Source organism: Conexibacter sp. CPCC 205762, from assembly GCF_030646155.1.
GTDB lineage: Bacteria > Actinomycetota > Thermoleophilia > Solirubrobacterales > Solirubrobacteraceae > Conexibacter.
Window position 1 is genome coordinate 24,970 of record NZ_JAUTDN010000037.1, and the last position, 19,913, is coordinate 44,882.

A 19,913-nucleotide genomic window follows, 5' to 3' on the forward strand; every position below is an offset into this window, starting at 1 on the left:
GTGACGATCTCGTGTCTTTTGCCGTTTACCAATTGACTTTTGCGTAGTCGTCGGCATTATTGCGGGCATGGAGATGCTGGACGCCACCGTCGCGGCCGTCACGGAGCGGATCGCGGCACGCAGCGCGCGCTCGCGCGCGGCCTACCGCGACCGTCTGCAGGCCGCCCTGATGCAGGGCCCGGCGCGCGGCGACCTCGGCTGCGCGAACCTCGCGCACGGCTTCGCCGCCTGCGGCGCGGAGGAGAAGGCGCTGCTGCGCACGACCCCGCGCGCGAACGTCGCGATCGTCTCCGCCTACAACGACATGCTGTCGGCCCACCAGCCGTACCTCACCTACCCGCAGACGCTCAAGCGGGCGGTGCTGCAGGCCGGCGGCGTCGCCCAGTTCGCCGGCGGCGTGCCCGCGATGTGCGACGGCGTCACGCAGGGCCGCGCCGGCATGGAGCTGTCGCTCTTCAGCCGCGACGTGATCGCGATGTCGACCGCCGTCGCGCTCGCGCACGACATGTTCGACGGCGCGCTGCTGCTCGGCATCTGCGACAAGATCGTCCCCGGGCTGCTGATCGGCGCGCTCTCGTTCGGCCACCTGCCGGCGCTGCTGGTGCCGGCCGGGCCGATGTCGTCGGGCCTCTCCAACAGAGAGAAGGCGCGGATCCGCCAGGAGCACGCGAAAGGCAACCTGACGAGAGACGACCTGCTCGAGGCCGAGTCGGCCGCCTACCACTCGCCCGGCACCTGCACCTTCTACGGCACCGCCAACTCGAACCAGCTTGTCGTCGAGGCGATGGGTCTGCAGCTGCCCGGCTCAGCGTTCGTCAACCCAGGGACGGAGCTGCGCCGGGCGCTGACGGAGGCGGCCGGCCGCCGCGTCGCGCAGATCACCGCGCTCGGCGAGCAGTACACGCCGATCGGCGAGATCGTCGACGAGCGCGCGATCGTCAACGGCGTCGTCGCGCTGCTGGCGACCGGCGGCTCGACCAACCACACGCTCCACCTCGTCGCGATCGCGGCCGCCGCCGGCATCCGGCTGGAGTGGGGCGACTTCGACGAGCTGTCGCGCGCGGTCCCGCTGCTGGCGCGGATTTACCCCAACGGCGCCGCCGACGTCAACCACTTCCACGCCGCCGGCGGGACCTCGTTCCTGATCGGCGAGCTGCTCGACCGCGGCCTGATGCACGAGGACGTCAAGACGGTCGCCGGCCCCGGCCTGCGCCGCTACGCCTCGCGGCCTGAGCTGGGCGGCGACGGCGAGCTGCGCTTCGAGCCGGTCTCGCGCGCGGTGCTCGACGCCTCCGTGCTGCGCCCCGCGCGCGACCCGTTCAGCGCCGACGGCGGCCTGCGGCTGCTGACCGGCTCGCTCGGCCACGCGGTCGTGAAGGTCTCGGCGGTCGCGCCGGAGCACCGCGTCGTGCGCGCCCCCGCGCGCGTCTTCGACGACCAGGCGCACCTGCTCGCCGCCTTCGACCGTGGCGAGCTGGAGGGCGACATGGTCGCGGTCGTCCGCTTCCAGGGCCCGCGCGCCAACGGCATGCCGGAGCTGCACAAGCTGACGCCGGTGCTGGGGATCCTGCAGGACCACGGCCACGCGGTCGCGATCGTCACCGACGGGCGGATGTCGGGCGCCTCGGGCAAGGTGCCGGCGGCGATCCACTGCACGCCGGAGGCGCGCGACGGCGGGCCCTTGTCACGCGTGCGCGACGGCGACCTGATCGAGCTGAACTGCGACGCCGGCACGCTCGACCTGATCGGCGTCGACCTCTCCACGCGCGAGCCGCTCGACCACGCCGCGCCGGCCGGCGCCTGGGCCGGCACCGGCCGCGACCTCTTCGACCGCTTCCGCGATCTCGTCGGCCGCGCCGACGAAGGCGCCTCCGTGATCGGCGGCGTCACCGTGTCAGAACCGACCACCCCCGTCGCCCCGATCGGAGTCCACGCATGAGCGCCGCAGCCGTCGCCGTCGCCACCCTCGACAGCGTGCTGGAGCGCGATCCGGTGATCCCGGTCGTCGTGCTCGACAAGGCCGCCGACGCGGTCCCGCTCGCGCATGCGCTGCTGGACGGCGGGATCGGCACGATCGAGCTGACGCTGCGCACCCCGGCGGCGCTGACCGCGATCGAGCGGATCGCCGCGAAGGTGCCGGAGATCGCCGTCGGCGCCGGCACCGTCCTGTCGGCCGAGCAGGCGCGCGACGCGCAGCTCGCGGGCGCCTCGTTCCTCGTCACGCCGGGCGCGACGCCGACGCTGCTGGACGCGCTGGAGCAGGTCGGCGTGCCGTTCCTGCCCGGCTGCGCGACCGCCTCCGAGCTGCTCGCGCTGCACGAGCGCGGGATCAGACGGGCGAAGTTCTTCCCGGCCGAGACGGCCGGCGGCACGGCCGCGCTGAAGGCGCTCGGCTCGGTCTTCGACGGCGTCCGCTTCTGCCCGACCGGCGGCATCACGCCGCAGACGGCGCCGGCCTGGCTGGCGCTGGACAACGTCGCCTGCGTCGGCGGCTCGTGGATCGCCCCGCGCGCCGAGATCGCCGCCCACGAGTGGGACGCGATCGAGCAGCGCGCGCGTGAGGCAGTTGCGCTGCGCGCCGCCGTCTGACGCGCTGGCTGAGCGTGCGCGAAGCCGTCCGCACCTATAGTTGGCGGATGGCAACGGAACGGGACGGCGCGGTCGGGCTCGGCGACGTCCTCAGCGTCGTCCGCACGCACGGCCCGCTGACGCGCGCTGACGTCGCGCTGCGGACCGGCCTCGGCCGTTCGACCGTCGCGCTGCGGCTGGAGGCGCTCGCCGAGCGCGACCTGATCCGCCCTGCCGAGGGCCGGCCGTCGACCGGCGGCCGCCCCGCCTCGACGTTCGCGTTCAACCCGTCGGCGGGCGTCGTGCTGGCCGTGGAGCTGGCGGCGACGAACGCCCATCTCGCCGTCACCGACCTCGACGGCACGGTGCTGGAGGCGGCCGACAGCGCGATCGCGATCGCCGACGGGCCGAGCACGGTGCTGGCGATCGTCGAGCGGCTCGGCGGCGAGCTGCTGAGAGCGCTCGGCGGCCGTCGCCGGCGCAGACCGCTGGCGGTCGGGATCGGCGTCCCCGGCCCGGTCGAGTACGCGACCGGCCGCCCCGTCAGCCCGCCGATCATGCCCGGCTGGGACGGCTACGACATCGTCGGCAAGCTGGCCGCCGCGTTCGACGCGCCGGTGCTGGTCGACAACGGCGTCAACCTGATGGCGCTGGCCGAGCACGCCGACCGCTGGCAGCAGGCCGACAACCTGCTGTTCGTCAAGGCCGGCACCGGCATCGGCTGCGCGATCGTCGCCGGCGGCAGGATCTTCCGCGGCTCGCAGGGTGCGGCCGGCGAGATCGGCCACATCGCCGTGCGCGATCACGACGACCTCTGCGTCTGCGGCAACGTCGGCTGCCTGGAGGCGGTCGTCGGCACGGTCGCGCTGGTGCGCGGCGCACGCGCGCGCGGCTTGGAGATCGACGGCCCGCGCGACCTCGTCGAGCTGGTCAAGCGCCACGACCCGGTCGCGGTCTCGCTGACGCGCGACTCCGGACGCGTCTTCGGCGAAGTGCTGGCGGCCTTGGTCAACGCCCTCAACCCGGGCGTCGTCGTGCTCGGCGGCGAGCTGGCGACCGCCGAGCCGTTCTCCGCCGGCCTGCGCGAGCTGGTCTACCAGCGCGCCGCCCCGCTCGCCAGCCAGCACCTGCAGATCGTCCCCAGCCAGCTCGGCGACCGCGCCGGCACCCGCGGCGCGGCGATGGTCGCGATCGAGCACGCGCTCGACGTCGCCGCGCTGGCGGCTTAGCGTCGCTGCGGCCCGCTCAGCCGTCGAGCATCCAGGCGACGAACGGGGCCGGAACCGCCCACACGTCGCCGCTCGTGTCGATCAACCCGCGAGTTGCGAGCACGCCGGCGCCGAATGCCGCTCGGACGGTCTTCGCCTCCTGCCGCCAGCCCGCGTCGACGTACTTCCCCTCGAATCCGAACGCACCGAGACGCGGGCCGCAGAAGTCGACCTCCTTGCTGGAGGTGCGCTGGTACATGACGTCGCTGAACTCCGCGTAGCCGCCCGGCCGCTCCCGCTCGACGCTGCGCAGCAGCGCCAGTCCGAGCTGCTGCTCGGTGAGCACCGAGCTGTCGGGCTCGAGTGCCGCGCCCGGGCTGCGCAAGGCGGCGAGACGAGCCATCAGCGGATCGACGAAGTAGTACTTCGCCTGCGAAGACAGTCTCGGGAGATCGCCCTCGCGCCGATGGCACGGCCAGACGAGATAGGAGAAGACGAGATCCTGCAGCCGCGCTCTGGCGGTGTGCGGGCTGTCGACCGCCATCTCCTCACGCACCGTCGAGACGGTCAGCGGACTGGCGAGGTTCTTCGCCAGCCGCGCGAGCAGCGCCTGCGCCTGCGCCCCGCTCGTGCCAGCTCCGCGCAGCGCGTCGCCGGCGGCGACGTCCCACAGCGCACGGATGAAGTCGTCCTGCACCTCGCCGAACCTGAGCTGGTCGGCGACCGCGCGCGGGAAGCCGCCGACCCGCAGGAACAGCTCCCACGCGGTCAGCAGCGTGTCCGTCCACGGCAGCAGCTCGATCAGCGCCAGGTCGACGTCAGCATGGAGGAAGTCGCGCGGACGGACCGGCTCCAGCTGCGGTACGTCGTCGATGCCGATCGCCCTGCAGAAGCTGCGGAAGCCCATCGGCAGCAGCAGACGATCCGGCTGCCTCGCCGAACCGAGCCGACCGGCGAGCTGCTTCTGGGCGGTTGCCAGGTCGCGGGCCGAGGACCCCGTGAGGACGACGCAGTCCTCGCCGAAAGCCGTATTGTCGCGGAGCCACTTGATCGCTTCCGGCCACGCCGGCACGCTCGTGATCTCGTCGAGAAACCAGTACCGCGGCCCGTCCACGCCACGCGTGAGCACGTCGCGACCAGCTCTGACGAGCCGCTGGAGATCGCCTCTGGCGAGCTCGTCGCAGGCGAAGTGCACGATGCGCCGCGGCTCGACGCCCGCAGCGAGCAACCGAGCGATCTCCCGTTTCAGCTCGACGCTCTTGCCGACACGGCGCGGCCCCCGCAGGACGTAGAGACCATCTGGTTCGACGTTTGCCAGCGGCGCGGGGTCGTAGTCGAGGGGCGCAGCCGCGAGACGGCGCAGGTCGCGATCGTCTCGGGCCCAGTCGGGGTCTCGCCACCACGGGTTGCCCGCCGCAAGCATGCGAGTGAGCTGCCCTTCGTTCATACACGACAGATTAGCGCAAGGATGCAGAAAAACTATGCTTTTTTTGCGCTTGACCGCAGATACAAGATATTTCCTGTGCAGAGCCGTCCGGTCTCAGCCCGCCCGCACCACGCCGCGCGCGCCGGCGAGCACGGCGGCCAGCAGGGCGAGCTGGAGCAGCGGCGCGAGGCGCGGGGCCTCGGTGACGAGCACGCCGCCGGCAGCCGCGCCGGCGATAACGCCCGCGAGCAGCCGGCCCTGCTGGGCGACGTGGCCGAGCGGGCGGCCGCGCACGAGCGCGGTGACCGCCGTCGTCAGCGTGCCGGTCAGGTAGGTCGTTGACAGGCCGGGGACGCCGAAGCGCAGGATCGCGCCGCTCTGCAGACCCAGCGCGACCGCGGTCAGCGCCAGCAGCAGCACCTGCGTCAGCTCCGCCGACGGCTTCCCGCCGGCGATCTGCCAGGCGACCGCGAAGACGGTGAACAGCGCCAGCTCGACCGTCAGCGCGCGCGTGACGGCGCGCGGCCAGAGGCCGTCGTCAGGGCGCGGCGCGCCGGCCAGCCGGGCGCCGAGCGCGACGCCGGCCGCGAAGCTGACGATCGCGGCGCCGGCGTGCCACGCAAGGTCGGCGTCGCGCGTGCCGGCGGAGAGGCCGAGCAGCACCATGTTGCCTGTCATCACGCTCGTGAAGGCGCCGCCGAGCGCGAGGAAGCCGACCGCGTCGGTCGCGCCGCTGAGCACCGCGAGCAGCGTCACGAGCAGCTCGCGGCGGCGGCGGTGGTCGGTCGGTGCGGCGCGCTCCACGTCGGACAACGTAGAGCGCGCGGCACGCGGGCGTCGGGCTCGACGGGCGGCGCGCGGCGAGCGCGGGCGGCGTGCCCGGCCCGCGGCGCCCGCGCGGACGCACGCCGCGCGGACGCCGCCCGCGCGGCTCAGCGCCGCTTCGCGACCGCCTGCTTCGCCTTCGCGCGCGTCAGCGTCACCGTCACGACCTTTCTGGTCGTCGCGCCGCCGCTCTTGACGGTCAGCGTCAGGCGGGCGTTGGCGCGGCGGCCGGCGAGGCGCGCGGCGGCTGCCTTCGTCAGCCGCAGGCGCACGGTCGCGCGCTTGCCGGCGGCGACCCGCTTCGGCGCCAGCACCGTCGCGGTGTAGCGCTTGCCGCCGATCGTCAGCTTCACGCGCGCGGCCGCGCCGAGCGTGCAGGCGGCGCCCTGCGGGCAGCTGACGGTCGCGACCGTCGCCGTGCGCGCGGCGCCGACCCGCTGTACGCCCTTCGGCAGCGCGAACGCAGGCTTCGCCGCGCTCGGCGTCGGCGTCGAAACCGGCGGCTGCGGCTGCGGCGCCGGCGGCTGCTCTGCCGGCGGCGGCGTCGGCTCGGGGTCTCTGCGCGGCTCGCCGATCGCGAGGTCGAACGAGATCGGGTCGAACGACTCGCCGGCCGCGTAGCTGCCGAAGACCGCCGCGCCGTCGGCCGTGAGCACGGTCGGTGCGGCCGCCCAGGCGAGGCCGGCGGCGGTGCGCGCCGGGCTGACGCCGGTCAGCTCGATCCGCACCAGCGCGACCTGCGCGTACGTTCTCGGTGTCGGGCTGTCCATCGTCGCGCCGACCGCGTCGGCGTAGAGCGTGCCGACGCCGTCCTGCACGACGACGCGCAGCCCCGAGAAGCGCGTGTCGAGCTGCGGCGTCGTGTTGCCGGGCACGTGGTAATCGTGGCCCCAGAAGCGGACCGCGCCGTCGAGCTGCACCTCCAGCCGGCCGCTGGCCGGGTCGTAGGAGCCGCCGCGGACCGGGAAGCGCAGCGCCTCCGAGCCGGCGTTGCGGCCGTTGCAGAGCGTCCCGGCCGCGAGCGTGCCGGGGACCTGCGTCGCGCCGCCGGAGACCTCGATCGCGCCGCGCGCGACGGTGCCGACGACGTAGCAGCGCCAGCGCTCCGCGATCCCCCAGTCGACGTGGCCGCCGCCGAACGTGACCGGCTGCGTCAGCGCGGCGGCGACCGTCAGCGTCACCGCGCGCGTGAAGACGGTGCCGACCTCGTTGCGCAGGCGCGCGCGGAACTGCGTCCCGCTCATCGCGACCGACGGCTCGTTCACGGTCAGGAAGCCGCCGTCGACGGTCAGGTCGCCGGAGTCGGCGTCGACCTCGCGCCAGAAGCCGCCGACCTTCTGCTGCCAGGAGATCGCGGGCTCGGGGTTGCCGCTCGGCATCGCCTTGAACAGCGCCGGCGCGCCCTCGAGCACAGAGACGCTGTCGGGCTGGACGTTGACCGACGGCGGCGTGCGCACGTCGAGCGTCGCGCGGGCGCTGGCGACGGCGCCGACCGCGTTGGTCGCGATCGCGCGGTACTGGCGGCCGCCGTCCTGCGCGCCGGCGTGGATCGTCAGCGTCTCGGTCTGCTCGCCGCTGACGCCGTCGGCGGCGCTCAGGTCGGCCCATGCGCTCGCGCCCGGCACGCGCGACTGCCACCGCACGGCGGGCGCAGGATCGCCGGCGACGGCGACCGTCAGCGTGGCGTCGGCCGTCTCAGCGCCGGCCGGCAGCGCGACGTGCGCGTCCTGCGGCTGGGTCGGGAACGACGGCGTCGTCGACGCGTAGGCGAACGCGGCGGCCGAGGCGCTCGCGTCGTCGGTCACGACGAGGTCGCCGGCGCTGGTCGTGCCGGGCAGGAAGGTCGCGTAGTAGGTGATTCTCGGCAGCTGCGGCAGCGCGAAGGCGTGGCGCAGTCTGCCTCTCTCGATCCGCGTCACCTGCTGCAGGCCGTGCGAGGCGAGGAACAGCGTGTCGCGCTCGTAGTCGGCGGCGATGAAGCCGGTGTCGAGGCTGCCGAGGCCGTTGGGCGACGGGATCGAGATCGCCGGCTCGGCCGTGCCGAGCGCCGGCGCCCAGACGTAGCCGCCGAGCGGCATCCAGACGACTCTGTCGGCGTTGATCGCGTAGAGGCCGCCTCTCGTCGGCACGAGCTTGGAGGCGGTCACGCCCGGCGCCTGCGCGAGCGCCTCGGCGACGACGCCGTTGGCGGTCAGGTGGAGACGCTGGAGCTGGCCGAACCAGGTCGCGACGACCATCGAGCCGCCGCTGCCGTCGGGCACGACCGCGAGCTGCTGCAGCAGCGGCGCCGGCAGCGTGTTGGTCTGCCGCACCGAGCCGAGGTTGGAGGCGGTCCAGACGCCCGCGACCTGTCTCACCTGCCACAGCTGCGAGTCGCTCCCGACCGCGCGCGAGACGAGATAGCGTCTGCCCGTCGGGTCCCAGGCGGCGCCGCCGACGTTGCTGGAGGCGACGATCGCGCTGTCGTTGACGGTCTCCTCGACCCAGGCGCTCGTGCCCGTGTCGAAGCGCCGCGCGCGCAGGGTCGTGTTGGCGCCCGATCTGCCGCTGAAGACGGTGCCGCTGGCGGGGTCGACGGCGACCGAGCTGAAGGCCCCGCTGAAGTCGCTCGTGAAGCTGCCGGGGACGAGCGAGAAGTCTCTGCGGTCGATCACCGACAGGCCGACCGGGCCGAGGTGGATGCCGATCAGCTTGCCGGGGTCGGCGAGCGGCAGCGTCCAGCGCGGTCTCGCCGCGGCGGCCGCCGCCGTCAGCGCGGTGCGCGTGTACCCGGGCGCGGCCGGGTCGGCCCACTGCTCGCCGGCCGGCTTGCCGCCCGGTCCGTCGTAGCCGAACGAGACCGCGTCGAGCACGGTGCCGACGGTGTACGTGAAGACGCTGCTGCCCTCCAGCGTCATGCGCGCCGGCAGCCCGCTCCAGCTGGTCGTCGTCGCGTCGACCGCGGGGGTCGCGTCCTCGGTGTCGAGGGCCGCGACGTTGAGGTTCTCGAACGGTCTGATCTCGCCGCCCTCGATCGGCCGGCTCGCGACCGTCGCGTAGAGCGAGGAGCCGTCCTCGGTGATCTCGACGCGCGGGTTCGAGAGCGTCAGGTCGAGCGCGCAGGGGCGCGTGCCGCCCTCGCCCTCGCAGTGGCCGAGGAAGACGACCGTGCCGCCGAATCTGACGACGGTCGTGCCGGTGTCGGGCTCGTAGGAGCCGCCCGTGACGGGGAAGTGGAAGGTGCCGTCGGCGTTGCGCGTGACGCCGTCCGAGAGCGTCGTCCCGGCCGGGCCGATGTAGTTGCGCCACGACTCCTTCAGGCCCCAGTCGAGGCCGGCGCCGCTCGTGATCGCGGTCGGCGCCGCGCTCGCGGGCGCCGCGCTCAGCAGCAGCGCCACGACGAGCGCGACGAGCACCGCCGCACCCGTCCGTCGCCGTCCCGGCGACCCGTCTGACCGTCCGTGCATCCCGTCCCGTCCTGTCGTATTAGGGCGCCCTAAAAGGACGCGATGGCGCGAGGTTAGCGCGCTTTCGTCAGGTATGCCTTACGTACGCCATTTGGCATCCAAACAGCGCATCGCGACGACCCGGTTTGCGAAGCTGCCGCGACGGCGACCGTCATCGCTGCCGATTCCGAGGCTCAGGAGGGCGTGCATGACGAGGCAGGGGCGCTGGACCCGGGTAGCGGTCGGACTGACGCCGGCCGAGCGGCGCCGCGCCGGCGCGCTGGCGGCGGCGATCGCGGCGCTGCACCTGGCCGGCTTCGGGATCCTGCTGCTGCTCGTCGTGCCGCACGGCTACGCGCTCGGCTCCGGCGTCTTCGGGCTCAGCGTCGGCATCACCGCGTACACGCTCGGAATGCGCCACGCCTTCGACGCCGACCACATCGCAGCGATCGACAACACGACGCGCAAGCTGATGGGCGAGGGCCAGCGGCCGCTCAGCGTCGGCTTCTGGTTCTCGCTCGGCCACTCGACCGTCGTCTTCGCGCTCGGCGTGCTGGTCGTGCTCGGCGTCCGCGGGCTCTCCGGCGCGCTGTCGGACGACCACTCCTCGCTGCAGCGCGCGACCGGGCTCGTCGGCCCGGTCGTCTCCGGCAGCTTTCTCGTGCTGATCGGGCTGCTGAACCTGGCGCTGCTGGCCGGCCTGGTCGCGATCTTCCGGCGGATGCGCGCCGGCGCCTGCGACGAGGCCGAGCTGGAGCGGCGGCTCGAGCGCCGCGGCGTGATGAACCGGGTCTACGGCCGCGCGACGCGCGCGATCCGCAGACCGTGGCAGATGTACCCGCTCGGGCTGCTGTTCGGCCTCGGCTTCGACACCGCGACCGAGATCGGCCTGCTCGTGCTGGCCGGCTCCGCGACCGCATCCGGCCTGCCCTTCTACGCGATCGTCTGCCTGCCGCTGCTGTTCGCCGCCGGCATGTCGCTGCTGGACACGATCGACGGCGCCTTCATGAGCTTCGCCTACGGCTGGGCCTTCGCCAGACCGGTCCGCAAGCTCTTCTACAACATCGCCGTCACCGCCCTCTCGGTCGCCGTCGCGCTCGTGATCGGCACGCTCGAGCTGCTCGCCGTGCTGGCCGACAAGCTCGGCCTCAGCGGCGGTCTCTGGGACCTCGTCGCGCGCGTTGACCTCGGCCTCGTCGGCTACCTCGTCGTCGCCCTCTTCCTGCTCACCTGGCTCGCCGCCGTCGCCGTCTGGCAAATGGGCAGAATCGAGGAGCGCTGGAGCGCGCGGCTGCGGTGAGGCGGCGCCGCGGATTTCCGGCCCAGAACGACATCGACCCGCTCCGGAGAGCGGGTCGAGCGCGGGTAGTGAGCCCGGAACGGCTGATAACCATCTTGGATTCTAGCCATGCGGGGGCGCTTCGCAACCTCGCTCTGACCGGCGGCCGTGAGGCAATGGCGAGCAGTGACCCTCGCGGGCGCATGATGATCGCGCCCCCTCGGGATGGCCGCCGGCCAGCAAGGATTGGCGGAGGGCGGGAGACTCGAACTCCATCCGAGGCACTACCTCGGACTCCCGGTTATCAGCCGTTTGCGCCGTCCTCGGCGCTTCACCCTCCGTCCCCAAGGACTCTACGGGCCGACGCGCCGATACACCACCCACTAGATCAGTGAGTTTTGCTCGTCTTTTCTAGGATCAACGATGAAGCGAGCTCAGTTCGCTGGCCCTGCTCACATCCCCGCCAGCTTCGCGGCCGCCTTCGCGAGAAGGCTGGTGCGGGGGCTGGTGGAGGCGGTCTCGCGGCGGTCGGCGGTGCGGTAGAGGGCGTAGACGAGGTTGGCGCCGATCCAGCGCAGCGGCTCGGGCTCCCAGCGGCGGGCGTCGTGGCCGACCCAGGGGAGCGCGGTCGCGTCGCTGTCGCGGCCGAGTGCGAGGTCGGCGAGCGTGCGGCCCATCAGGGCGCTGGTGGTGACGCCGTTGCCGACGTAGCCGCCGGCCGTGCCGAGGCCGGTTGCGCGGTCGAGGCGGACGGTCGCCGACCAGTCGCGCGGGACGCCGAGCACGCCGCACCAGGCGTGCTCGACCGGGACCGCGGCGGCCGCGGGGAAGAACTCGCGCAGCAGCCGCGTCAGCTGCGCGATCGTCTCGGGCTGGGTCTGGCCGAGCGTGTCCGTGCGCGAGCCGAAGCGGTAGGGCACGCCGCGGCCGCCGAAGGCGATCCGGTCGTCGGCGGTGCGCTGGGCGTAGATGTAGGCGTGCGCCATGTCGCCGAGCAGTTCGCGACCCTCCCAGCCGATCTCCGCCCAGGCCGACTGCGGCAGCGGCGCCGTCACGACGATCGCCGAGTTGAGCGGGAGCCATGCGCGCTTGCGGCCCTTCAGCGAGGCGGTGAAGCCCTCCAGGCAGGTCAGCACGATCGGCGCGCGCACGACGCCGCGATCGGTCACGGCACGCGCCTGACCGGCGCCGCCGGCCGCGCCCGCGCCCGCCGGCTCCACCGAGCGCACCGTCGTCGACTCGACGATCCGCACGCCCAGCCGCTGCACCGCGCTCGCCAGCCCCTGCACCAGCTTCGCCGGCTGAATCCGCGCGCAGTGCGGGCTCCAGGAGCCGATCGAGCCGCCCGCGACGCGGATCCGCGCGGCCGTCTCCTCAGCGCTCAGCTCGACGATGTCGCCCGGCTGGTCGTAGCCCCAGGCGCGCTCGTGCGCGATCGCCTCGCGCAGCCGCTCCGCCTGCGCCGGACTGCGCGCGACCTGCAGCACGCCGTTGTGGACGACGTCGGCGTCGATCCCCTCTCGCGAGCAGACCTCCAGCACGTCGCCGATCGTGCGGCGCATCGCGTGCTGGATCGCGATCACGGAATCGCGGCCGTGCTCGGCCGACAGCTGCTCGCGCGGGGCGGTGAAGTGGTCCGACAGCCAACCGCCGTTGCGGCCGGAGGCGCCGAAGCCGCAGAACTCCCGCTCGACCACGAGCACGTCGAGGTCGGGCTGGGCGCGCTTGAGGTGGTAGGCGGTCCAGAGGCCGGTGAAGCCGCCGCCGACGATGCAGACGTCGGCGGTCATGTCGCCGTCGAGCGGATCGCGCCGGGCCGGCAGCGCCGTGCTCGCGTACCAGAAGGAGACGCCGCCGTTGCGCAGCGCGCTCATGCCGTCGCCTCCGCCGCCGCGACCTCGCCGACACCCCAGCCGTACGCCATCTTGTGCATCTCCAGGATCAGGAACGACTCGGCGCCGGTGACGCCGTCGATCGTGTGCAGGCGCCGCGTCAGCAGCTCGCCGAAATGGGCCGAGTCGCGGCAGATCACCTCGACCAGCACGTCGTAGCCGCCGGCGACCGAGGCGACGTACGACGTCTCCGGCAGCGCGACGATCGCGGCGCAGACGCCGTCGAGCGAACCGGGCCGCACCTTCACGCCGATCATCGCCATCAGGTCGAAGCCGATCTTGAGCGGGTCGGCGATCCCGACGACCTGCAGGATCCCCGCCCGCTCCAGCCGCTGCGCGCGGTAGCGCACGACCGACTCGGAGACGCCGAGGTCGGACGCGATGCGGCTGTACGGCCGGCGCCCGTCGGGCTGCAGCGCAGCGATCAGCCGGCGGTCGACATCGTCAAGCCGGACTTGCTGATTCTGCGCTTCAGCGGACTCGATATTGCGAACTCCTCGATCCATACAGCAGTTTCTACCCGTATCCGCGAACGGACGCAAGCTGCCTGGCGCAGCGGGGTATCGTCAGCGGCATGAACGACGAGCAGATCCAGCAGCAGATCGAGGCACTTGAGAGCGAGCGGCTGAGCATTCGCGAGCGCGAGGGCGCCAGCGATCCCGACCTCGCCGCGGACCGCGTCCGGCTCGAGGCGATCGGCGTCGAGCTCGACCGCCTCTGGGACCTCCAGCGCCAGCGCCGCGCGCTGCGCGACGCCGGCGGGGATCCCGACCAGGCGGTCGAACGCCCGGCCTCGACGGTCGAGAGATACCTGCAGTAGCCGCTCAGCCGGCGACGAGGCCGCCGTCGATCACCAGCTCGGTGCCGGTGACGAAGGCGGCGTCGTCGGAGGCGAGATAGGCGATCGCCTTCGCCACTTCCTCGGCGCGGCCGAGCCGGCCCATCGGCTGGCGCGCGACGAGCGCCGCGCGCGTCGCGGCCGGGTCCTCGGCGGCGTCGATCAGGCGGCCGACCCAGGGCGTGTCGACCGTTCCCGGGCAGACGCAGTTGACCCGGATCCCGTCACCGACGTGGTCGATCGCCATCGCCTTCGTCAGCGCGATCACCGCGCCCTTGGAGGCGCAGTAGGCGGCGCGGTTCTTCAAGCCGACCATCCCGGCGATCGAGGCAGCGTTGACGATCACGCCGGAGCCGCGCGCGATCATCCCGGGCAGCAGCGCGCGCGAGACGTTGAAGATCCCTCTCACGTTGACCGCGAAGACCGCGTCCCACAGCTCCGGCGGGGTGTCGACCACGTTCTGCGTCGAGCCGGTGCCGGCGACGTTCGCGAGACAGTCGATCGGGCCCACCTCCGCAAGCGACCGCGCGACCGCCTCGGTGTCGGTCACGTCGACCGTCACCGCAACGCCCTCGCCCGCGGCCCGGTCCAGCCCGACGACCTCCCACCCGCGCGCCGCCAGCTCCAGCGCCGTCGCACGGCCGATCCCGGATGCGGCGCCCGTCACCAGCGCGACTCTCTGCGTGTCCATCGACTCTCCTGTTGGTCCTGGCGTCAGCCGCCGAAGGGATGTGACGGTACGCCGCTCGCGCCGGGGGCGTCGTGCGCGAGCAGCGCGCCGGCGTGGGGCTCGCCGCTCGGCGCGCCGTCGGCGGCCGTGGTGATCCAGAGGCGGCCGGCGCCGAAGGCGCAGCTCGTCACCTGGCCGGCGCCGGGGACGGGCAGGCGGCTCAGCTCGCGGCCGTCGGGGGCGAGGCGCGTCAGTGCGCCGGCGCCCCAGAGGGCGAGCCAGATCACGCCGTCGGCGTCGACGGCGAGGCCGTCGGGGATCGCGTCGGCGAACGTCGCGAGCGTGCGCGGCGGGCCGAGCGTGCCGGCGCGCGCGTCGGACGGCGCGGCGGTCAGCTCGCGCGTGCCGGAGTCGACGAGGTAGAGCGTGTCGTGCCGGGGGCTCCAGCCGATCCCGTTCGCCATCGCGAGGCCCTCGCGAGCGGTCGTGACGGTGCCGTCGGGGTCGACGCGGAAGAGCGCGCCGTCGGGCCGGCCGGCGCGCGAGGCGCTGCCGATCCAGAGGCGGCCGCGCGCGTCGCAGGCGCCGTCGTTGAGGACGAGGTCGCCGTCGGGCGGGAGCAGCTCGATCGTCTCCTCGGTCCTGCCGGCGGGATCGAGCAGCAGCAGCGCGCCGTCGACCGCCGCGACGTGGCCGCCGCGTCGCCGGGGGACGACGAGGCTGAGGCGGGCGCCGAGCGTGCGCGGCGCCCGCGGGCCGTCGGCAGGATCGAAGCGGTGCCAGGCGCCGGCCTCGACGTCGACCCAATGGAGGAGCTGCTCGCGCGCGTCCCAGACCGGGCCCTCGCCGAGCCGGGCGGGGCCGGGGTCGGCGATCGTCACGCGCGACGCCGCTGCCGTCATCGCGCGGCGTCCTCGGCGGACGCTCCGGCGAGCCCTGCGAGCCAGCCGGCGGCGACGCGCTCGACCTCCTCCGGCTGACAATCGCCCGCGCCGCCCGCCCACACGGCGGCGCTGGCGAGGTCCTTCGCGCCGCTGCCGGTGAGGATCACGACGACGTCGGCGTCGGCGGCGAGGCGGCCGGCGGCGCGGTCGGCGGCCGCGGCGGCGACGCCGGTCGCGGCGGCCGGCTCGACGAAGACGCCTTCCAACCGCGCGAGCTGGCGCTGGGCCTCGAGGATCGCCGCGTCGGCGACGGCGCTGCCCCAGCCGCCGCTCGCCCGCACGCGCGCGACCGACGCCCCGCCGTCGGGCGGGGCGGGCAGCTGCAGGCCGGAGATCGCGGTCGTGCAGCGTTCGACGCGCGGCTGGTCGAGGCGGCCGTCGAGCGCGAGCGCGATCGGCGCGCAGCCATCCGGCTGGGCGACGACGACGCGCGTGCCCGCCGCGCCCGCGTCGGCGAGGCCGCGCGCGACGCAGACGCTCAGCCCGCCGCCGCCGGTCGGCACGTAGACGACGTCCGGCGGGTCGGCCTCCGCCAGCTCGTGGCCGATCGTGTCGGCGCCGCGCATGCCGTCGGGGTTGAGCGCGTTGGCGGTCACGCCGAGGAAGAGGTCGTGCTCGGCCGCGAGCGCGCGGACGGTCGCGAAGACCCGCTCGGCGGCGGCCGCGCTGCCGCCCGTGCCGATGTCGGCGACGCGCACGACGGTCGTCCCCACGGCCTCGATCGGGACGAGCTTCTCGCGCGTGATCGTCGGCGTCGCGAACAGCAGGCCGGGCAGGCCGGCGCGCGCGCCGTAGGCGCCGAGCGAGGTGCCGGCGTTGCCGGAGGAGGTCGCGATCCAGCCGCGCTGCCCGCGCTCGCACGCGAGCGTCAGCGAGAGCGCGGCGATGCGGTCCTTGTACGAGCCGGTCGGATTGACGTGCTCGCACTTCGCCCGCAGCCGCGGCAGCCCGATCGCGGCGCCGAGTCGCGGCAGCGCGACGGTCGGCGTCGCGCCCTCGCCGAGCGTGACCCATTCGCCGGCGACCGGCGGCAGCAGCGCGGCGTGGCGGGCGATCCCGGTCATCGCGCGGCCTCCTCGGGGGCGGCGGGCGCGGGCGTCGCGGGTGGCGCGGGCGGCGCGGCGAGCGCAGGCGGCGGCGCGATCAGGGCGAGCGAATCGCCCGCGGCGACGCGCGCGTCGCGGCGCAGGAACATGACGATCCCGTCGCGGGGCGCGACGAGCCGCTCGCCCTCCCACATCTCGCCGAGCAGATCGCCAGCTCTGACGTGTGCGCCCGCGTGTGTGCGCGTGATGAACAAGCCGTCAGCATGAGCGATGAGCGAGGCGTCGAGGTCGCCATCGCCGCCGCGGATCAGCCCGCGCGGGCAATCTCTGGGTCTGTCAGACCCGGAGATTGCACGTTCGGCGGGAAGCATTCCCAGCGACGCGAGCGCCCGCAACGTCCCGCCGACGAGCGCGTCCAGCTCGGCGCCGCGAACCTCGCCGCCGCCGCCGGCCTCGGCGTAGATCGCCGGGATGCCGAGCGTCGCGGCGGCCGAGAGGGTGCGGCCGGGGCCGATCGCGTCGTGGGCCCAGGTCAGCGGCGCCGCGAACGCCTCCGCGGCCGCCCGCGAGCGCGCCGCGACGGCCGCGTCGCCGCCGGCGAGGAAGCCGCAGAAGAGCGGCATCGCCCCGGCGCGACCAGCCGAGTGGAGGTCGATCAGCAGGTCGGCGCCGACGAGCACGTCGCGCATGATCGCCGCCGCCAGCCGCGCCGTCGGCCCACCCGCGGCGTCGCCGGGAAAGGCCCGCGCGAGGTTGCCGCCGTCCGGCTCCGCGCCCGCCGCACCGCCGCCCGCCGGATCCGGCGCGCGAGCGGCGTCGGCGAGCGCGGCCTCCGCCGGCGTGCAGCGCGCATCCGCCGCATGTGCGAGCGGGTTCGCGACCGCCAGCGCGCGGATGCTGCCGCGCAGCTCGCGCCCGCGCAGCTCGGCGACGATCCGCCGCACCGCCAGCACGCCCTCCGGCTCGTCCCCGTGCACGCCGCCGAGCAGCACGACGACGGGACCGGCGCCGCCGCGCAGCTCATCGACGGGCAGCGTCGCCGCGCCGGCCGCGACCGCGTGCCGCGTCAGCTCGGCCGTGCGTGGCGGCGCCGTCATCAGCCCCGCCGCACCCGCGCGACGGCCTCGACCTCGACCGGGGCGCCGAGCGGCAGCGCGGCGACGCCGACGGCGGAGCGGGCGTGGCGGCCGGCGTCGCCGAGCACCTCGTGGATCAGCTCGGAGGCGCCGTGGGCGACCTCGGGCTGCAAGGTGAACTGCGGCGCGCTGGCGACGAAGACGGTCAGCTTCGGCACCGCCGCGATCTGCTCCAGCGAACCGGCCGCGCGTGCCAGGCGGGCGAGCACGTGGGCGGCGGCGCGACGGGCGCAGTCATAGCCGACGGCGACGTCCGCCTCCGACGTCAACGGGCCGGTGTGGAGCAGTCTGCCGTCGACGAACGGGACCTGGCCGGAAACCCACAGCAGGCCGTCGTCGTCGGCGACCGGCAGATGCCAGTCGAGCACGGCGTCGGGGGCGGGCAGGTCGAGGCCGAGCGCGCGCAGGCGCTCAGTCGGGCTGGTCACGTGGGGACTCCTGTGGTGGTGAACGGATCGACCGCGGCCGGCGCGGTCGTGCGCGGCAGGCGGTACGGGTCGGCGGGGCAGCAGCCGGGCGTGTCGACCTCGATCGCCGCCGCGGCGACCTCGGCGTACGGCGCCCGCCAGGCGACCGCGCCCTTCAGCGCGATCATGCTCGCGCGCGCCGGGTCGATGCCGCACGAGGTCAGCTGCTCGAGGTGGAAGGGCGGCGTCGCGCGCTCCATCGCCAGCACCGTCACGCCGGCGCCCTCGACCTCCAGCACGGCCGTCGCGCCCATCGAGAAGCGCTGGCCGGTCATGTAGCTGCCGCCGGAGGTGTAGTCGCCGTCGCCGAGCCGCACGACGCGCGCGCGCAGCTCGACCGGCGGGCCGTGCAGGTCGTCGGTGTGGCCGCCGAGCGCGAGCGACAGGACGGTGCCGGCGCCGGCCGCGTGCGCCGCGCGCACCGCCGCGGCGTCGACGACCGTCACGATCGCACCGCGCGCTCTCGCCGCGACCATCGCCGCCAGCAGCGCGGTGCCGTCGCCCGGCCCGCCGCCGCCGACGTTGTCGGCGAGGTCGGCGAGCACGACCGGCCGCGCCGCGCTCTCCAGCGCCCGCGCGACCGCCTCCGCGGGCGGCGGATACGACCCCGCGAACGCGGGCAGCGCCGCCTCGACGTCCGCGAGCGTCTCCGCGACGACCGCCCGCGCCGTCTCCAGCGCGCCCGCCGGCGCCGTCACCGCGACGCCGAAGCCGGCGCGCGCGACGTCGCTGTAGGGGAAGCCGGGCAGCAGCGAGACGCGCAGCGCGCCGGCCGCGGCGGCGCGCGCCTCGGCGCGCGCGAGCAGCCCGCGCATCGGCTCGTCGTCGGTCCCCTGCGCGACCGGCGAGGTCAGCGCCGGCAGCTTGCCGTAGGCGGTCACCGGGACGCCGCCGCGCGCCGTGTCCGCGTCCGCGTCCGACGCCTCGCCGGCCGCAGCGCCCACCGCGCTGGCCACGATCCCCGCCGCGTCCCGTCCGCACGCGTGCATGTCGACGTGCGGGTAGGTGCGGTAGCCGACGATCGCGTCGCACAGCGCGGCAGCCTCCGGCGACAGGTTCGCGTGCAGGTCGAGCACGGCCGCCAGCGGCACCGCGCCGAAGCGCGAGCGCACGCGGCGGAGCGTCTCGGCCTCCATGTCGGACGCGCCGTCGGCGACCATCGCGCCGTGCAGGTTGACGAGCACGGCGTCGCAGTCGCCAGCGGACGCCAGCGCGTCCTCCAACCGCTCCAGCAGCGCATGCGTCGTCTCGGCGTCGGGCGGCCCGCCCGGCCAGGCGCCGGCCGACAGCACGCCGACCGGCGAAAGCCCCGCGTCCGCGAGCCCGTCGAGGAAGCCGCCGATCACCGACCCCGTCCCGCGATGGTGGCCGAGCAGCGCGTCGCCCGAGACGAGCTCGAAGCGCTCGAAGTCGGCGAGCGTCGTGACGCGGGCGGAGTACGTGTTCGTCTCCTGCCAGATGCCGACGAGCGCGACCCGTGCCACCGCCGTCACCGCCTCAGAGGATGCCGTAGCGCTCGAAGGCGACCGACGCCTTCATGCCGTTGGCCAGCTCGCGGCGGACGTGGTTCTCGCCGCTGACCTTCTCCAGCGCGAGCGCGATCACGCGCTCCTCGACGTCCTGCGGCACGACCACCAGCCCGTCGGCGTCGCCGACGACGAGGTCGCCGGAGTGGATCGTCACGCCGCCGCACTCGACCGGCTCGTCGGCGGTCACGACCTCGTCGCGGCCGAGCGAGTCGGCCGGGCAGAGGCCGCGCGTGATCGTCGGGAAGGCGAGCCTGTTCAGCTCGCGCACGTCGCGCGTGCCGCCGTCGATCACGGCGCCGCGGCCGCCGGCCGCTCTGATCGCGGTCGCCAGCAGCCCGCCGAAGAGGCCGGAGGAGTTGCGCCCGCCGGCGTCGATGAAGAGGACGTCGCCGGGCTGCAGCGAGTCGATCATCTCCAGCAGCTTCGCGTACGGCTTCTCGGGCCGCTCGGCGACCGCGATCGCGCGCGTCGGCCGCAGCCGCCCGACGAGCACCCAGTCGCCCTCGACGACCGGTCTCAGCTCGCTGCGGATCACCTGGTCGGGCAGCCCGATCGTGTCGAGCACGTCGGAGACGACCGCCGAGTAGAGCTTCTCCGCCAACAGGTCGTAGTCAGCGCTCATCAGTTGATTCCCCGCGTTTCATTCAGGTGTGGTGGGTT

The 19,913-nt window shown here is 74.5% G+C and carries 17 protein-coding genes; 5 read left to right on the forward strand and 12 right to left on the reverse strand.

Features of this window, described 5'->3' with window-relative positions; all coding sequences use genetic code 11:
• Nucleotides 1-67: 67 nt before the first annotated feature.
• Genes edd through Q7L73_RS22450 form a run of 3 tightly spaced genes read left to right on the forward strand, consistent with a single transcriptional unit; the run spans nt 68 to nt 3,797 of the window.
• Complete coding sequence (gene edd, locus Q7L73_RS22440) at nt 68-1,939, forward strand: phosphogluconate dehydratase (RefSeq protein WP_304691751.1); 1,872 nt, start codon at nt 68-70, stop codon at nt 1,937-1,939.
• Nucleotides 1,936-2,589 carry a bifunctional 4-hydroxy-2-oxoglutarate aldolase/2-dehydro-3-deoxy-phosphogluconate aldolase gene (gene eda / locus Q7L73_RS22445; protein ID WP_304691752.1) on the forward strand — a complete coding sequence of 218 codons (654 nt, stop codon included), beginning with the start codon at nt 1,936-1,938 and terminating at the stop codon, nt 2,587-2,589. The genes edd and eda overlap by 4 nt, the downstream gene beginning before the upstream one ends.
• Before the next feature lie 47 nt (nt 2,590-2,636).
• Nucleotides 2,637-3,797, forward strand: coding sequence for an ROK family transcriptional regulator (locus Q7L73_RS22450; protein ID WP_304691753.1), 1,161 nt, complete (start codon nt 2,637-2,639; stop codon nt 3,795-3,797).
• A 16-nt stretch (nt 3,798-3,813) separates the two neighbouring features.
• Here Q7L73_RS22450 and Q7L73_RS22455 read toward each other — a convergent pair whose 3' ends face one another.
• From Q7L73_RS22455 to Q7L73_RS22465, 3 genes are all read right to left on the reverse strand, one after another.
• Nucleotides 3,814-5,223, reverse strand: coding sequence for an ATP-binding protein (locus tag Q7L73_RS22455; protein ID WP_304691754.1), 1,410 nt, complete (start codon nt 5,221-5,223; stop codon nt 3,814-3,816).
• Nucleotides 5,224-5,316: 93 nt separating this feature from the next.
• Nucleotides 5,317-6,006, reverse strand: a complete 690-nt coding sequence (locus tag Q7L73_RS22460) for a YoaK family protein (protein WP_304691755.1) — start codon at nt 6,004-6,006, stop codon at nt 5,317-5,319.
• Nucleotides 6,007-6,134: 128 nt separating this feature from the next.
• Nucleotides 6,135-9,422, reverse strand: coding sequence for an HtaA domain-containing protein (locus Q7L73_RS22465; protein WP_304691756.1), 3,288 nt, complete (start codon nt 9,420-9,422; stop codon nt 6,135-6,137).
• Between the two features lie 238 nt (nt 9,423-9,660).
• On the opposite strand from Q7L73_RS22465, the gene Q7L73_RS22470 reads away from it, so the two are divergent.
• The gene (locus tag Q7L73_RS22470; RefSeq protein WP_304691757.1) at nt 9,661-10,752 is read left to right on the forward strand and encodes a HoxN/HupN/NixA family nickel/cobalt transporter; all 1,092 of its coding nucleotides are present in this window, start codon (nt 9,661-9,663) and stop codon (nt 10,750-10,752) included.
• Nucleotides 10,753-11,183: 431 nt separating this feature from the next.
• On the opposite strand, the gene Q7L73_RS22475 is transcribed toward Q7L73_RS22470, so the two are convergent.
• Complete coding sequence (locus tag Q7L73_RS22475; RefSeq protein WP_304691758.1) at nt 11,184-12,605, reverse strand: FAD-binding oxidoreductase; 1,422 nt, start codon at nt 12,603-12,605, stop codon at nt 11,184-11,186.
• Nucleotides 12,602-13,129, reverse strand: coding sequence for an Lrp/AsnC family transcriptional regulator (locus tag Q7L73_RS22480; protein ID WP_304691759.1), 528 nt, complete (start codon nt 13,127-13,129; stop codon nt 12,602-12,604). The genes Q7L73_RS22475 and Q7L73_RS22480 overlap by 4 nt, the downstream gene beginning before the upstream one ends.
• 68 nt (nt 13,130-13,197) lie before the next feature.
• Between Q7L73_RS22480 and Q7L73_RS22485 the strand changes: the two genes are divergently transcribed.
• The gene (locus Q7L73_RS22485) at nt 13,198-13,443 is read left to right on the forward strand and encodes a DUF2630 family protein (RefSeq protein WP_304691760.1); all 246 of its coding nucleotides are present in this window, start codon (nt 13,198-13,200) and stop codon (nt 13,441-13,443) included.
• A gap of 4 nt (nt 13,444-13,447) precedes the next feature.
• Here the strand turns inward: Q7L73_RS22485 and Q7L73_RS22490 are convergent, their stop codons facing one another.
• The 7 genes from Q7L73_RS22490 to Q7L73_RS22520 are packed head-to-tail and all read right to left on the reverse strand — an operon-like array spanning nt 13,448 to nt 19,875.
• Nucleotides 13,448-14,152: an SDR family NAD(P)-dependent oxidoreductase gene (locus Q7L73_RS22490; RefSeq protein WP_304691761.1), complete on the reverse strand. Its 705-nt coding sequence runs from the start codon at nt 14,150-14,152 to the stop codon at nt 13,448-13,450.
• Nucleotides 14,153-14,175: 23 nt separating this feature from the next.
• Nucleotides 14,176-15,033, reverse strand: a complete 858-nt coding sequence (locus tag Q7L73_RS22495; protein ID WP_304691762.1) for an SMP-30/gluconolactonase/LRE family protein — start codon at nt 15,031-15,033, stop codon at nt 14,176-14,178.
• Nucleotides 15,030-16,139, reverse strand: a complete 1,110-nt coding sequence (locus Q7L73_RS22500) for a pyridoxal-phosphate dependent enzyme (protein ID WP_304691763.1) — start codon at nt 16,137-16,139, stop codon at nt 15,030-15,032. The genes Q7L73_RS22495 and Q7L73_RS22500 overlap by 4 nt, the downstream gene beginning before the upstream one ends.
• Nucleotides 16,136-17,218 (reverse strand): succinylglutamate desuccinylase/aspartoacylase family protein, encoded by a 1,083-nt coding sequence (locus Q7L73_RS22505; protein WP_304691764.1) that lies wholly within the window; start codon nt 17,216-17,218, stop codon nt 16,136-16,138. Before Q7L73_RS22505 ends, Q7L73_RS22500 begins: the two co-directional genes overlap by 4 nt.
• Nucleotides 17,218-17,685: a RidA family protein gene (locus Q7L73_RS22510; protein WP_304691765.1), complete on the reverse strand. Its 468-nt coding sequence runs from the start codon at nt 17,683-17,685 to the stop codon at nt 17,218-17,220. Before Q7L73_RS22510 ends, Q7L73_RS22505 begins: the two co-directional genes overlap by 1 nt.
• Complete coding sequence (locus tag Q7L73_RS22515) at nt 17,682-19,217, reverse strand: M81 family metallopeptidase (protein WP_304691766.1); 1,536 nt, start codon at nt 19,215-19,217, stop codon at nt 17,682-17,684. Before Q7L73_RS22515 ends, Q7L73_RS22510 begins: the two co-directional genes overlap by 4 nt.
• A 4-nt stretch (nt 19,218-19,221) precedes the next feature.
• The gene (locus Q7L73_RS22520; RefSeq protein ID WP_304691767.1) at nt 19,222-19,875 is read right to left on the reverse strand and encodes an RraA family protein; all 654 of its coding nucleotides are present in this window, start codon (nt 19,873-19,875) and stop codon (nt 19,222-19,224) included.
• Nucleotides 19,876-19,913: the final 38 nt, after the last annotated feature.

Excerpts from the sequence above, each read along its gene's own strand:
- Q7L73_RS22490 (WP_304691761.1), bottom strand. The coding sequence starts at position 14,152 with ATGGACACGCAGAGAGTCGCGCTGGTGACGGGCGCCGCATCCGGGATC.
- Q7L73_RS22455 (WP_304691754.1), bottom strand. The coding sequence starts at position 5,223 with ATGAACGAAGGGCAGCTCACTCGCATGCTTGCGGCGGGCAACCCGTGG.
- Q7L73_RS22450 (WP_304691753.1), top strand. The coding sequence starts at position 2,637 with ATGGCAACGGAACGGGACGGCGCGGTCGGGCTCGGCGACGTCCTCAGC.
- edd (WP_304691751.1), top strand. The coding sequence starts at position 68 with ATGGAGATGCTGGACGCCACCGTCGCGGCCGTCACGGAGCGGATCGCG.
- Q7L73_RS22470 (WP_304691757.1), top strand. The coding sequence starts at position 9,661 with ATGACGAGGCAGGGGCGCTGGACCCGGGTAGCGGTCGGACTGACGCCG.
- Q7L73_RS22480 (WP_304691759.1), bottom strand. The coding sequence starts at position 13,129 with ATGGATCGAGGAGTTCGCAATATCGAGTCCGCTGAAGCGCAGAATCAG.
- Q7L73_RS22505 (WP_304691764.1), bottom strand. The coding sequence starts at position 17,218 with ATGACGGCGCCGCCACGCACGGCCGAGCTGACGCGGCACGCGGTCGCG.
- eda (WP_304691752.1), top strand. The coding sequence starts at position 1,936 with ATGAGCGCCGCAGCCGTCGCCGTCGCCACCCTCGACAGCGTGCTGGAG.
- Q7L73_RS22500 (WP_304691763.1), bottom strand. The coding sequence starts at position 16,139 with ATGACCGGGATCGCCCGCCACGCCGCGCTGCTGCCGCCGGTCGCCGGC.
- Q7L73_RS22495 (WP_304691762.1), bottom strand. The coding sequence starts at position 15,033 with ATGACGGCAGCGGCGTCGCGCGTGACGATCGCCGACCCCGGCCCCGCC.
- Q7L73_RS22520 (WP_304691767.1), bottom strand. The coding sequence starts at position 19,875 with ATGAGCGCTGACTACGACCTGTTGGCGGAGAAGCTCTACTCGGCGGTC.
- Q7L73_RS22485 (WP_304691760.1), top strand. The coding sequence starts at position 13,198 with ATGAACGACGAGCAGATCCAGCAGCAGATCGAGGCACTTGAGAGCGAG.
- Q7L73_RS22475 (WP_304691758.1), bottom strand. The coding sequence starts at position 12,605 with ATGAGCGCGCTGCGCAACGGCGGCGTCTCCTTCTGGTACGCGAGCACG.